This is a genomic window from Parcubacteria group bacterium, assembly GCA_016181765.1.
In the GTDB taxonomy this organism is placed as follows: domain Bacteria; phylum Patescibacteriota; class Patescibacteriia; order UBA2169; family UBA2169; genus CG10-46-32.
Genome location: JACOYR010000004.1, coordinates 114,084 through 126,992, shown reverse-complemented (window position 1 = coordinate 126,992; position 12,909 = coordinate 114,084). Strand labels below are relative to the sequence as shown.

The following is a 12,909-nucleotide window of genomic DNA, read 5'->3' as shown; positions in this document are numbered from 1 at the left end:
GGGAACGTGGAATCTAAATCTCCTCCTTTTTCTCGTACACATAATTCATCCATTCCTCAATCACTTTGATGAAGGCTTTGAACGGCGCTTCAATCACAAAGTCCAGCACAAAAATAAATACGTTGATATGGGCAAAGCGTGTGGACATCCACTTGCCCGCGTGCAGCACCGGCAGCGTAAAAAAGCTCCACAGCGCGCGGAACATGCCGCGCTTGGGCGGGGTCACAATCAACTCCTGGTTTGCGAGCCGAATGCGGTACGCAAACAAAGAAACCAAGGATAGGAAAAAGAGGAAGACCAAAATAGAGACCGCGGTAAACTCCAAAAGCTGCAAAATATAGATGAGGAGTCCGAACGAGACCGCGAAGAGCATGGCATAGAGCACGATAAACACGGCCCCGCGCACCAGGCTCCGCCGGGCGCTCTTCGCGACCTGCACCAGATCCCCGCGGCCCTCCACAATGTCCTGGATGCCCGTTACGATGAGGTCCGTGTTTTTTTCGTCCGGCAGCTTAGTGGAGAGCGCAATGATGGCGAGCAGGCTCGGCGGGAACAGGAGGTTGATGGCAATGGGTGCAAGGGCGAAGTGCTTCATGATGAAGTAGTCAACCGGAATTTCCAGCACCAGGAACAGCAGGAACTTGGTGATGACGAGGTAGATGATGGAGCGCGTGATGGATCGGTGGAGGCTCGTGCGGGACGCTTTGTAGTTTTCTCCGCACCGCTCGCGGATGCGCGCTTCAAACGCAAGGCCTGGAGTTTGCAGGTCGTGCCAGGCGTTGCTCGGATCGCCTACAATGATGTCGCGCACTATGGCGAAGTACGCCACGCGCTTGCGCAGGGCGGCCGCGAGTTTTTCTTTGAGCGGGTGGTTCAGGTCCGCGCTGATTTTTTGCCGCAGTTCCTCCAGGCGCGCGCCCACGTCCCGGATGAGGCTTGGGTCCGCGTTTCTCCAGCGCGGGCAGTAGACGAGCATCAAGTGGTAGGCGAGCGTGTCGTTGTCGTTCTTGTAGAGGGCGCGCGATGCGGCCAGGTAAATCTGTTTCGCGCGGTCCTCGGGCGGAATGCCCGCGCGCTCAATGTGCATGTGCCGGTCCATAGACTCGTACATGGCGTTGATGGACGCGTGCATCACGTGCGGAGGCACCAAAAATTCATCAACCTCCGTGGCAAATATCCCGAGCATGAATCCGGGCAGGCTCGCGCGATCAGCCGCGTCTTTGAGATGCGCAAACCCGAGAATGGCAACGTACTTGTCAAAGATTTTTTTCAGGTCCCCGAGTTTGCGTTGGGGGATGGCGTTGTTCGGCAAATAGCGCGCGTGGATGAGTTCGTATACCAGGTTCTCCGCGATATTCTCGCGCTCTCCTTGGGAGAGCATCCTGCGCAAAATGCGCTCAATGGCGTTGCGGCGGATGAGGTGCTCTTCTTTGTAGTCAACCGCGTTCCGCATGCGCTCATACACAAAACTCGCGGCCGCCGCGCGCGTGGGAATGGCTATTTTGGGCTCCTGCGGGTCAATGTCCTGCTCGCGCTTGGAAGCGAGCGCGGCCTGGACCAGCGCCTGGATTGGCTGGGTGATGGAAGGCATGCGTTGGTACCGCTACGGGGAATCGAACCCCGATTGCCAGGATGAGAACCTGGCGTCCTGACCATTAGACGATAGCGGCGTGCTGTCGCAGGGACGCTGTGATTTATACGGCATACTATAGCGGATTTTTGCGGAAAATGCAACCGTTTGCTATACTGGTTTCATACCATTAATCATCAATAGTATATGCCAAAGATCAAGACATCCTGGATCATCATAGGTGCCATTGCGCTGGCCGTGCTCTGGCTCTGGAGCGGATATAACGGGCTCGTGTCCCGCGACGAGGCAGTCTTGGCCCAGTGGGCCAACATTGAGTCCGTGTACCAGCGCCGGTTGGACCTCATCCCGAATATCGTGAACACGGTCAAAGGCTCTGCGGCGCAGGACGAAAAAGTGTTCGGCGATTTAGCGGACGCGCGCGCGCGGTACGCGGGCGCCGGGTCAACGGATGAGCAGGCGGCAGCCGCGACCCAGGTTGAATCAGCGCTCGCGCGGCTTTTGGTCATCGTGGAAAATTACCCAACGCTCAAATCCCAGGAATCGTTCCAGGCCCTGATCGCGGAACTGGAGGGGAGCGAGAACCGCATCAGCGTTGAGCGCATGCGCTACAACGAAAAAGTTCGCGACTACAACGTGGCAATCCGGAAAGTTCCCCGCAACATCATAGCCAGTGTGTTTGGGTTCGGGCCGCACGAGCTGTTTGAGGCATCAGCAGGCGCGGAAGCAGCTCCGGCCGTAGATTTTGAGAGCTAATTCCATGCGGCTCTGGCTCGCGACAATTTTGCTCGCGCTGCCGCTTTCAGCAGCCGCGTACGTTTCCCCGGGCGCGCCAACCGGGTTTGTGAACGATTTTGCGGGCGTGCTCTCATCGGAGGAACGAGCGAGCCTGGAGCAGCTGCTCTCGGAGTACCAGAAGCAGACCGGAAACGAGATTGCGGCGGCCATAGTCAATTCAGTCGGGGATGAAACCATTGAAACGTACGCAGCAGCCCTGTTCCAAGAGTGGGGAATCGGCGCCGAGGGCCGGGATAACGGCGCGCTCTTTGTGGTTGCGGTGGCTGACAGGGAAATGCGCATTGAGGTGGGCTATGGCCTGGAAGGGGATCTCACGGACGTGGAAGCCAAGCATCTGGTAAGCACGGTCATTCCGCCATATTTTGCATCAAGCGACTTTGGCGGCGGCGTGCGCGCCGGCGTCATCGGCATGCTCCAGGCGGTTGGGGCGGATGCGTCTGTTGGCGCGGCAGTTGCGCAAAGCCAGGGGGGCACCGGCTCGTTTATCGGCGAGTTTTTCTGGGTCTTTATTTTTATCTTCATCTGGCTCGCTTCCGTGTTCGCGCGTTCGCGCTCGTGGTGGCTCGGCGGCGTGGTTGGCGCAGCAGGCGGCATGATCGCGGGATTTGCAACCGGCGGGTGGTGGTGGCTGCCGATTCTTATTGCCGCGGGCTTGGGGCTTGACTACCTGGTATCAACAAAGTACCGCAGCTTGTTTCTCCACAAGGACGGCTCCACAAAGCATCATTCCCTATTCCCGTGGATATTTTTTATGGGAGGCGGCCCGCACCGGTGGGATAAAGGAGGCGGCTTCGGAGGATTTGGCGGCGGGCTTTCCGGCGGGGGCGGAGCAAGCGGCAGGTGGTAACTATCCTATGATAAAACTTTCACAACGCACGCCAGAAGACCACGGCCCAAAACTTACGGATGACGAGGTCAGCGCGCTTAAGGCAGAGCTCGGTCCGTCCTGGGGCATCAGAGACGGAAAACTATTTAAGCATTTTGATTTTAATAATTTCAAAGAATCCAAGGTGTTCGTGGACAAGGTGTCCGCGCTTGCGGAACAGGCGAACCACCACCCGGACATCACGTTCAGTTTCAAATATGCTGATATTGTGCTGTACACGCATTTCCGGCAAGGACTCACGGAAGCGGATTTTGCGCTGGCCGCAAAGATTGGCGAACTATAGGCGCCTTGCGTTGATACGCATTATTTGGTAGGTTTGCAAACAGGTACAGAGGGCAGCGTTGTTTTTGTACTTTGACAAGCGGCTAACCATACCCTTTTCACTTTCACGGACAAGAGAGGCGGGGAATGAATACCAGGAGCGATGTGGACGGGTTGGGGCATTACCTCAACATCATCATGCACTCAATTCCGCTCTCGCGCGAGAAGGAGGCAGAGCTTGCGCTGCGCATCCACGAAGGCGATGCAAAAGCCCGCAACGAGCTGGTGGAGGCAAACCTGCGGTTCGTGGTGAGCGTGGCCAGAGAGTACCAGGGCCGCGGGCTGACCATGGACGAGCTCGTCAGCGCCGGCAACACAGGGCTCGTCACGGCCGCGGAGCGCTTTGATGAGACGCGCGGCTTCAAGTTCATCTCCTACGCGGTGTGGTGGATCAGGCAGGCAATGCTTCAGGCGATTGCGAAAGACAGGGTTGTCCCGCTTTCCGCGGGCACCAGCCAATTGCTTTTGAAGATATCCAAAGCCGCCCGCGAGCTGCAGCACAGCGGCTGTGCCAGCCCCACAACAGAGGATATTGCCGGGAATCTCGGCATCGCGGAGGATGAGGTGGAACGCTCAATCGTTGCAAGCAAGCCCGCCATTTCCCTTGATGCGGAGGCAGGGGGCGCAAGCGGAAGCGCGTCTATACAGGGTGATCCGGGCAATAGCTTGTTTGAAAGGCGTGCGGACGAATCCGCCGAGCCGCCGGATGAAGTTCTGGACCAGGAGGATATGCGCGCGCAGATTGATGCCGCGGTTTACAGGCTTCCCCGAAGGGAAGCTGAAGTCTTGAGGCTCTACTTCGGCTTGGACGGGGAATTGCCCATGACCTTGGAACAGATCGGCCATCGGTTAGACGTCACGCGCGAGCGCGCGCGTCAGATCAAGGAGCGGGCACTCCATCTGCTCCGCGCCGGTGCGAATGCGAAGCGCTTAGCCGTGTTTGACGGCGCAGGCGGAGAATCGGCCCGGCTGGACGCGGCAGAGGCGCTTCGGGCAAAGTATACCCAAGCGCACCGGAAGTGCCCTGCTTCCAATAAACCCGGCGCCAGGCGCGCCGGAAGGCCGAGAAAGAGCCTAGCCTTGGCCCAACAGTAAGCGCTTCAATGTTGAGGCGCTCCGACGCCTGTTTCCCATCCCACGGAATCGCGAGGTTCCGTGGGCCTTTTTTATCCTTGACAGCCTTGTTTTTGGCCGGTATATTTTCCACGGGAGCTTCACATCAGGACATCTTTTTGCTAGGATGAGGGCAGGTCTTTTCCAAGCTCATTTCACGTCCACCAGACAGGAGGAACGCCATGGCCGGCACCAAGCGGCGTTTTGGTCCTCCTTCTGTGGAGGATTCGTACTTTGATGATCTTCGGAAGTACTCGGGCCGCAGATTGTCGCGCGAAGAGGAGTGCGAGCTTGCGCAACGCATCCAAGCAGGCGACGAAGCGGCCCACAACGCGCTCGTAGAGGCGCACCTGTGGTTTGTAGTATGGGTTGCGCGGGACTGCCAGAATCGTGGCTTGACGGTTAGAGACTAAAACGCGTACAATGTTACTATATGGCGACACGGACCAAAACAAGGCCACGGACCAGGAGAAATCTTTCCCGATACACCGGTGAGTGGGTTGCGTTTGTGCAGAACAGTGTGGTAGCGCACGACAAAACCCTCCCAAAAACCATGGCGCAGGTGGAGAAAAAGGGCCTGCAGGACAAGGCCTCCGTGTTTTTGGTTCCCCGAAAAAACGAGGGTCCCTACGTGCTCTGGGTATGAAAAAGGCATTTCCCTACTTCAAAAAGGGAAGCCAGCATTTCCCCATTGTTCCGGTCACACTGACACGAGGAAACAACAGAATTACCATAGAAGCGCTCATTGATTCCGGGGCGTCTTTTTCGGTGTTTCGTCCGGAAGTGGCAGAATACCTGGGAATCCCCATCACGAACGGCGCGCGCATCCAGCTTTCGGGCATCGGCGGTAAAATAACCGGCTACTTGCATACCCTCACTGTGCAGTTCGGCTCCAAAAAATTCCCCTGCAAAATTATTTTCTCTCCCGAGTTCAATGTATCTTTCAATCTGCTCGGCAGGGATAACTTTTTTGTCCCGTTTATTATCAGTTTTAAGGAAAAGACACGGCAGATTGTTATAGAAAGCTAAATTTCCGTAGAGAAGTATGGCAGTTAAGCCAACGGAAACAAACCCGCTGGCTTTTTTTGCGCCTTGACACGAAAAACAAGTTTTGTATAGTGGAATTATCACTCACCCTTGACGAGTGATAATCTGTCAGCTATAGTAACTATACTATGGATGAGCGCCAAAAAGAGCTTTTACGCCATATCATTGAATCGCACGTAAAAACCGCTCTGCCGGTTGGTTCGGCGTTTATCGCGGAGCACTGTTTCAAGGATGTTTCCGGGCCAACGGTGCGCAACTGGATGCAGGAGCTGGAGCGGGAAGGGTTTATCACGCACCCCCACACCTCGGCGGGCAGGATCCCGACTGAAGCCGGGTACCGCTTATACATCCAGCAGATGCTGCCGGAGAGGGCGCTTTCTCCGAAGCACCAGAAAGCTCTTTCCGAGGCGTGGGGCAGCACGTCCGTGGACGGCATCAAAGCAGTCGCCAAAAAGGGAGCCGAGCTTTCGGGCGAAGCCGTGGTCGTGGGGTTCAACCCGAACAACGTGTTCTACACGGGCCTCTCCAACATCTTTGCCAAGCCGGAATTCACGGATCACGACAGCGTGGTGGGCATCTCGCGGATTATTGACCACTTGGATGAGGTGATGTCCGGTATTGGGGCCATGCTGGATGACGACATCTCGGTTCTGCTCGGCAGCGACAACCCGTTCGGCGATGAGTGCGCAAGCGTGCTGACGCTCGCCCGAGGCGGCATGGTGATCGGCATGCTCGGGCCCATGCGCATGGATTACGGCCGGAACATTGCGTTTTTGAAGCACATCAAAACATTACTTTCGTAAATTATGCACCATAAAAAAGACGAGGACCCAAAGCTTGTGGAACTGCAAACCAAGGCGGACGAATACCTGGCGGGCTGGAAGCGGGCCCAGGCAGACTACCAAAACCTGGAAAAAGAATACGCCAGGCGCATGGCGAGCATCGCGGAGTACGCGGCCGCGGACATCATCGCCAAGTTCATGCCGGTGATTGATAACTTTGAGCTCGCGCTTCTGCACCTGCCCGAGGATGCCAAAAGCTCGGAGTGGGCAAAGGGCTTGTTCCAGGTCCAAAAAGAGCGGGATGAGATGCTTGAGACCTTGGGCATTGAGCGCGTCCAATCAAAAGGCAAACGCTTTGATCCGCACCAGCACGAGGCCGTGGGCCACGAGCCGTCCGAAACCGTGCCCGAGGGGCACGTCATCAAGGAAGTACAGGTCGGATACGCCATGAAAGACAGGCTCATTCGGCCCAGCCGCGTAATCGTTTCTAAAGGCACACATCATTAATTAAGGAAAGGAGACAATCATATGTCTATCGTACGATGGCGGCCCATGCTTGACCCCTTCTCGGACTTTGACAAGTTCTTTGAGGAGTGGGGAGGCGGCGCCCAAGGGTTTGTCCCTGCCCTGGACGTGTACCAGGACAAGGACCACGTAATCGTGGAAACGCCTTTGCCGGGCATTGATCCGGACCAGGTGAACATCTCCGTTGAAAACGACGTGCTCACCATTGAGGGCGCAACCAAGAAGGAATCAGAGGTGGATGACAAAGACTACTACCGCAAGGAAGTGCGGCATGGCGCATTCCACCGCGCGGTTGCCTTGCCTGCGTCCGTTAACGGCGAAGGCGCGAAAGCGGATTACACGAATGGTGTTTTGAAAATCACCATTCCCAAGGAAGAGCGCGCAAAGCCCAAGCAGATCAAGATTGCCGCAAAGTAATTGGTTTCACCACGGGGCGCCGAATCGGCGCCTCGCAACGACATCAATTAATCATATATGCATATGGGAAAAATTCTCGGAATAGACCTCGGCACCACCAACTCGGCAATGGCCATTGTGGAGGGCGGCAAGCCGAAGATTATAGAAAACGCGGAAGGCGCGAGAACCACGCCGTCCATGGTTGCCATCGCCAAAAACGGCGAGCGTTTGGTTGGGCAGTCCGCAAAGCGCCAGGCAGTCACCAACCCGCGCAATACGCTGTATTCCATCAAGCGCCTCATCGGCCGCAGGTTTGGGGATGCGGAAGTCGCCAAGACTCGGGGCATGGTGCCGTACGAAATCACGCAGTCCGGGGACGGGGTTAAAATCAAAATGTCGGACAAGGAGTACACGCCCCAGGAAATCTCGGCAATGATTTTGAGCAAACTGAAAGCGGACGCAGAAGCGCGTTTGGGAGAAAAAATTACCGAAGCAGTCATCACCGTGCCTGCGTACTTTGACGACTCCGAGCGCCAGGCAACCAAGGACGCGGGCAAGATCGCGGGCTTGGATGTCAAGCGCATCATCAACGAGCCGACCGCAGCAGCCTTGGCGTATGGGTTTGATAAGAAAAAGGACGAAAAGATCGCGGTCTATGACCTCGGCGGCGGCACGTTTGATATTTCGCTTTTGGAAGTTTCCGCAGACACCGTGGAAGTGAAAGCCACGAACGGGGACACGCACCTCGGAGGGGATGACTTTGACCAGATCATCATCAAATGGATTGTTGATGAGTTCGGACGGGCCGAAGGTGTTGACCTTTCCAAGGATCCATTGGCACTCCAGCGCATCAAGGAAGCAGCTGAAAAGGCAAAGCACGAACTCTCCTCTTCCGCCACCACGGAAATCAACCAGCCGTACATCACGTCTGACGCGAACGGCCCCAAGCACTTGGTGATGCAACTCTCGCGCGCCAAACTGGAGGAGCTGGTGGGGGGCTTGGTGGAAAAGACGTTTGGCCCGGTAAAGCAGGCAATGGCTGATGCGAACTGGACTCCGAACAGCATCAATGAAGTGGTCTTGGTCGGGGGCATGACGCGCATGCCTCTGGTGCAGGCAAAGGTCAAGGCCTACTTCGGCAAGGAGCCGCATCTCGGAGTCAACCCGGATGAAGTGGTTGCTCTTGGCGCGGCAGTGCAGGCAGGCGTTCTGCAGGGGGATGTCAAAGACGTTCTGCTCTTGGATGTAACGCCTCTGACGCTCGGGCTTGAAACGTTGGGCGGGGTGCGCACGCCCTTGATTGATCGCAACACCACCATTCCTACGTCAAAGTCCCAGATTTTCTCAACTGCCGCAGACAACCAGACATCAGTGGAAATCCACGTCTTGCAAGGGGAGCGGCAGATGGCAAGCGACAACAAGACCTTGGGCCGCTTTATTCTGGACGGCATTCCGCCGGCTCAACGCGGCATGCCCCAGGTTGAGGTGACGTTTGACATTGACGCGAACGGCATCCTGAATGTTAAGGCGAAAGACAAAACCAGCGGCAAAGAACAAAAAATCACCATCACTGCAACCACGTCCTTGTCCGAGGAGGAAGTGGAAAAGATGAAGGCGGATGCTGCCACTCACGCGGAAGAGGACAAGAAAAAGAAAGAGCTGATTGAATCGCGCAACCTTGCGGAGCAGTTGGCGTACACAGCAGATAAGGCTCTGAAAGATGCAGGCGACAAAGTTGGCGATGACGTCAAAAAAGGCATCCAGGCCAAGATTGATGCTCTGAAGAAAGTGCAGGACGGGAATGACAGGGAAGCCATTAACAAGGCGTCCGAGGAGCTCTCCAAAGAGATGCAGAAGATCGGAGAAGTCCTGAACAAGATGGCGCAGGAGGAGGCTGCCAAATCATCATCCGGCGCGAAAGCCGATGCTTCATCGTCAAATGACAAGCAGTCAGAAGCCGTGGAAGGCCAGTACGAGGAAGTTAAGAAAGATGATAAAAAGTAATCTCTTGGTTCCCCCTCCTCTAATGAGGAGGGGGTTAGGGGGTGGTAGGATATGAATCAAAAACTGAAATTGATTAGTCAGATAAAATCGTTAGCCAAGAGATATTATAATTTGACTGGTCGTCCGCTTGGCGTCACTGGCGAGATAGGTGAATACGAAGCGTGTCGTTTGCTTAATCTTCGTTTAGCTCCTGCCCGTCAGGATGGGTATGACGCAACACAAGGAAAGAAAAAAATTCAGATTAAGACTCGCAGAATCATTAGCGGAAGAATAAATGGTGGTCGGTTAGGAAGCATTGACTTGTCAAAAGAATGGGACAGTACTTTACTCGTTCTTCTAGACGAAAGGTATCAGGTTTCAGATATTTACAAAGCTTCTAGGTCAAAAATTGAAGAAGAATTGAAAAAGCCAGGGTCAAAAGCTCGAAATGTACGAGGTCAACTAGGTGTTAGTCAATTTATAAGGGCCGCTGGTGGTAAGCCAATATGGTCTAAATGAAAATATTATGGCAAACGAACAAGCACAACCAAATAAGCCACGAATGAATGCATATTTTCTGTATTTGTTTATCGGGGTTTTTGTTGTGCTTGTTGTGTCAGGTTGTTCTGTTTTAAATAAATCAGCTAATCCAAGACAGTCAAGCCAATCAGAAGCAGCCCCTGGTCTATTAAACCCAAAAGAAACATCAATAAATGAGAAATCTACAGATGCTTTTGCGTATTCGGATGCGGGAAGAAACTTTGATATGTCGGAGGGAAACTTTGCCGTGCTTGAGGCCATGAAACCGAGCGAACTTGCGGCGAACAGCGCTGAATGTACGATTGGAAAAGACGTCAATGAGAGCGGAATAGAAAAAGACAAGCAGTATTTTCAGCAATTATTGTCCGCGTATACCGAGAACGACATGGGTACGGCATACTCTTTTGCTTATGACGGCCAATCACAAGAGGGAGATTGGAAGGTCACTGCAATTCCAAATAAACTTGGATATATTAACATGGACCAGTTTAAAAATGATTTTGATTTGTGTTTCGCCGGAGGCATTCGGTATCCATTGTTAGTTTCTAGAAATTATTTGCTTTTTGCGTCAGCCTGCGGGACAGGCTTTGATGATGGGTCTGGATTACCGCATGGTTGTTATGAGATGCAGCAAATCATTGAACCGACTATCATATTAAAATAAGATTATATGGCAAACGAACAGCAGCCCCAAAGGCAGGAAATTAAAATCGCGGACAACATCCCGGGCGGTGAGTACGCGAACATGATGCAGGTGAGCCACACCCAGGAAGAGTTCATGATGGTATTCATGAACGTTGCCGGGCTTTCCGGCAAGGTCGTAAGCAAAGTACAAACCAGCCCCGGGCACTTAAAGCGCATTGTGGCGGCGCTTGCGGATAACATCAAAAAGTACGAAGAGCGTTTTGGTGAGATCAAGGCGGCAGATGCTCCGCAAACGCAGACCGGCTTGGGGTTTGAGGACAGGAAATAAGGACCACCCCCTGACCCCCTCCTTGGTAAAGGAGGGGGAAACCATATGGCAAAAGACTATTATCAAATACTAGGCGTTTCCAAGAGCGCCAACCAGGATGAGATTAAGAAAGCCTTCCGCAAGAAGGCCCATGAATTGCATCCGGACAAAGCGGGCGGGGACGAGGCTAAGTTCAAAGAGCTGAACGAGGCATACCAGATCCTCGGCAACGCCGAGAAGCGCACGCAGTACGACCGGTTCGGCGATTCCGCGTTTTCCGGGCAAGGGTTTGGCGGAACCGGAATGAACTGGAATGATTTTGTGCGCCAGGCCCAGGGCCAGGGATTTGGCGCTGGCGGATTCAATGTTGACCTCGGCGACCTTGGCGACATCTTTAGCGAAGTGTTTGGTTTTGGCGGAGGCCGCAGGTCCCGCCAGCGCAGCGGTCCGCAACAGGGCGAGAGCATGGAAATTGAAATGAGCATTGATTTTTTGGATGCCGTGTTTGGCGCGGAGCGCACCATCCGTTTGAATAGGGTAACTAAATGCAGCCACTGCAAAGGCAATGGCGCAGAACCAGGCACCAAGATTTCTTCCTGCAACCGCTGTGGCGGATCCGGCCAGATTGTGCACACGCGTTCAACGCTCTTGGGCACGTTTCAGTCCGCAACCGTGTGCCCGGAGTGCCGCGGAGAAGGGAAGTCCGCGGAAAATCCGTGCAAGGAATGTAGCGGGCAAGGCGTGTACGAGCGGCCCGAAGAAGTCAAAATAAAAATCCCGGCAGGCATAGATAATGGCCAGACTGTTATCATGTCCGGACTTGGGCACGCCGGAGAACACGGCGGCCAGCCGGGCGACCTCTATATCCACATCCGCGTGAAAAGCCATAAGCGATTTGAACGGGACGGGTATGACATCATCACCCGCGAACCCCTCTCGGTCAGCCAGGCAGTGCTTGGGGACACTGTTCAGGTTGAGACGGTCCACGGGCCAGTCAACCTAAAGATTCCCGCAGGCACTCAAGCAGGTACCCGCTTTAAGCTGCGCGATAAGGGCGTGCCGCACGTGCACGCATCATCCAAAGGCGACCACATCGTGGTTGCTGATGTCATCATTCCGTCAAAATTATCCCGCAAGGAAAAGAAGCTCTACGAAGAGCTTCGTGACGCCAAGGGCAAGGGTTGGCTGTAACTGGCTGTAAACTGGTTGCCCGGGGGCTTCTTTTTTGTTATACTGGGGGTACTATGGATACCATCACCATTGACCAAAAAATCAGATTTGGAAAACCGACCATTGTCGGCACCCGTGTTACCGTTGAAGAGGTTTTGGGCGCGCTTGAGGGTGGCATGGATTTTGACGAAATTCAACAGGAATACGGCCTGACCAGAGAGCAGATTACTGCAGCGCTCCAGTACGTTGGCGGCTGGCTTAGGGGTGAAAAAACCCAGGCCTATGAAGTTCTTGCTGGACGCTAATATTCCGTATTCGGCATCAGAGGTGTTTGCGTCGCGGCATGAAGTTACACATGTGCGCGATATTGGGCTTGGTAGAGCGCCAGACGAAGACATTGCCTTACAAGCAAAAGAGCGTGGCGCTGTTATTGTCACCAGGGATTTGGATTTTGCTAACACAATTATATTTCCTCCGGAGCGGCACTGCGGGATTATTGTTATTCGGGTCCCGTTTTTTTATTCGGCCAAGGACATCAAGCGTGTACTAGGCGCGTTCATCATATCAGTTGGCGAACAACAACTAGAGCAGTCGCTCGTTATTGTGGAAGAAGGCCGATCGCGTTTTAGGAAAATGTAACGGGTTGCAAAATAAGACAGCCGCGCTCCGATGGGGGAGGGCGGCTGTGTTGTTCGTCCGCTCTGGCGAGTTGTGCTACGACTGCAGGGCGCTGTGTGGCAGGTACCCATTTTTTTAGACACCCCCTGACCCCCTCCTTGGTAAAGGAGGGGGAACCAACTAACCCCCT

General features: G+C 54.4%; 18 protein-coding genes and 1 tRNA gene. 17 read left to right on the top strand and 2 right to left on the bottom strand.

The genetic code is table 11. The features are described 5' to 3' along the window. Positions 1-13 precede the first annotated feature (13 nt). Complete coding sequence (locus tag HYT31_03130; GenBank protein MBI2050775.1) at positions 14-1,591, bottom strand: hypothetical protein; 1,578 nt, start codon at positions 1,589-1,591, stop codon at positions 14-16. A 4-nt stretch (positions 1,592-1,595) separates the two neighbouring features. Continuing rightward, positions 1,596-1,670 (bottom strand) — tRNA-Glu (locus tag HYT31_03125). A gap of 107 nt (positions 1,671-1,777) precedes the next feature. Between HYT31_03125 and HYT31_03120 the strand changes: the two genes are divergently transcribed. From HYT31_03120 to HYT31_03040, 17 genes are all read left to right on the top strand, one after another. After that, positions 1,778-2,344 (top strand): LemA family protein, encoded by a 567-nt coding sequence (locus tag HYT31_03120; protein MBI2050774.1) that lies wholly within the window; start codon positions 1,778-1,780, stop codon positions 2,342-2,344. A gap of 4 nt (positions 2,345-2,348) precedes the next feature. Next, positions 2,349-3,233, top strand: coding sequence for a TPM domain-containing protein (locus HYT31_03115; GenBank protein ID MBI2050773.1), 885 nt, complete (start codon positions 2,349-2,351; stop codon positions 3,231-3,233). Between the two features lie 7 nt (positions 3,234-3,240). Next, complete coding sequence (locus HYT31_03110; protein ID MBI2050772.1) at positions 3,241-3,555, top strand: 4a-hydroxytetrahydrobiopterin dehydratase; 315 nt, start codon at positions 3,241-3,243, stop codon at positions 3,553-3,555. A gap of 125 nt (positions 3,556-3,680) precedes the next feature. Continuing rightward, on the top strand, positions 3,681-4,688 hold the full coding sequence (locus tag HYT31_03105; protein MBI2050771.1) for a sigma-70 family RNA polymerase sigma factor: 1,008 nt from the start codon (positions 3,681-3,683) through the stop codon (positions 4,686-4,688). 200 nt (positions 4,689-4,888) lie between these two features. After that, the gene (locus HYT31_03100) at positions 4,889-5,119 is read left to right on the top strand and encodes a hypothetical protein (GenBank protein MBI2050770.1); all 231 of its coding nucleotides are present in this window, start codon (positions 4,889-4,891) and stop codon (positions 5,117-5,119) included. Positions 5,120-5,139: 20 nt separating this feature from the next. Then, the gene (locus HYT31_03095) at positions 5,140-5,352 is read left to right on the top strand and encodes a hypothetical protein (protein MBI2050769.1); all 213 of its coding nucleotides are present in this window, start codon (positions 5,140-5,142) and stop codon (positions 5,350-5,352) included. Continuing rightward, positions 5,349-5,735: a retropepsin-like domain-containing protein gene (locus HYT31_03090; GenBank protein MBI2050768.1), complete on the top strand. Its 387-nt coding sequence runs from the start codon at positions 5,349-5,351 to the stop codon at positions 5,733-5,735. Before HYT31_03095 ends, HYT31_03090 begins: the two co-directional genes overlap by 4 nt. Before the next feature lie 146 nt (positions 5,736-5,881). Further along, a complete protein-coding gene (locus HYT31_03085) occupies positions 5,882-6,556 on the top strand; it encodes a hypothetical protein (GenBank protein MBI2050767.1) in 675 nt (224 codons plus the stop codon). 3 nt (positions 6,557-6,559) lie between these two features. Beyond that, positions 6,560-7,042 carry a nucleotide exchange factor GrpE gene (locus HYT31_03080; GenBank protein ID MBI2050766.1) on the top strand — a complete coding sequence of 161 codons (483 nt, stop codon included), beginning with the start codon at positions 6,560-6,562 and terminating at the stop codon, positions 7,040-7,042. A 21-nt stretch (positions 7,043-7,063) separates the two neighbouring features. Beyond that, a complete protein-coding gene (locus HYT31_03075) occupies positions 7,064-7,477 on the top strand; it encodes an Hsp20/alpha crystallin family protein (GenBank protein MBI2050765.1) in 414 nt (137 codons plus the stop codon). Between the two features lie 63 nt (positions 7,478-7,540). Then, complete coding sequence (dnaK, locus tag HYT31_03070; GenBank protein MBI2050764.1) at positions 7,541-9,460, top strand: molecular chaperone DnaK; 1,920 nt, start codon at positions 7,541-7,543, stop codon at positions 9,458-9,460. Positions 9,461-9,511: 51 nt separating this feature from the next. After that, positions 9,512-9,958: a hypothetical protein gene (locus HYT31_03065; GenBank protein ID MBI2050763.1), complete on the top strand. Its 447-nt coding sequence runs from the start codon at positions 9,512-9,514 to the stop codon at positions 9,956-9,958. A gap of 7 nt (positions 9,959-9,965) precedes the next feature. Next, positions 9,966-10,643: a hypothetical protein gene (locus HYT31_03060; GenBank protein ID MBI2050762.1), complete on the top strand. Its 678-nt coding sequence runs from the start codon at positions 9,966-9,968 to the stop codon at positions 10,641-10,643. 6 nt (positions 10,644-10,649) lie between these two features. After that, positions 10,650-10,952, top strand: coding sequence for a DUF3467 domain-containing protein (locus HYT31_03055; protein ID MBI2050761.1), 303 nt, complete (start codon positions 10,650-10,652; stop codon positions 10,950-10,952). 45 nt (positions 10,953-10,997) lie between these two features. Beyond that, on the top strand, positions 10,998-12,122 hold the full coding sequence (gene dnaJ / locus HYT31_03050) for a molecular chaperone DnaJ (GenBank protein MBI2050760.1): 1,125 nt from the start codon (positions 10,998-11,000) through the stop codon (positions 12,120-12,122). A gap of 53 nt (positions 12,123-12,175) precedes the next feature. After that, the gene (locus HYT31_03045) at positions 12,176-12,406 is read left to right on the top strand and encodes a DUF433 domain-containing protein (protein MBI2050759.1); all 231 of its coding nucleotides are present in this window, start codon (positions 12,176-12,178) and stop codon (positions 12,404-12,406) included. Beyond that, positions 12,384-12,740, top strand: coding sequence for a DUF5615 family PIN-like protein (locus HYT31_03040; GenBank protein MBI2050758.1), 357 nt, complete (start codon positions 12,384-12,386; stop codon positions 12,738-12,740). Before HYT31_03045 ends, HYT31_03040 begins: the two co-directional genes overlap by 23 nt. The last annotated feature ends 169 nt before the right edge of the window (positions 12,741-12,909 follow it).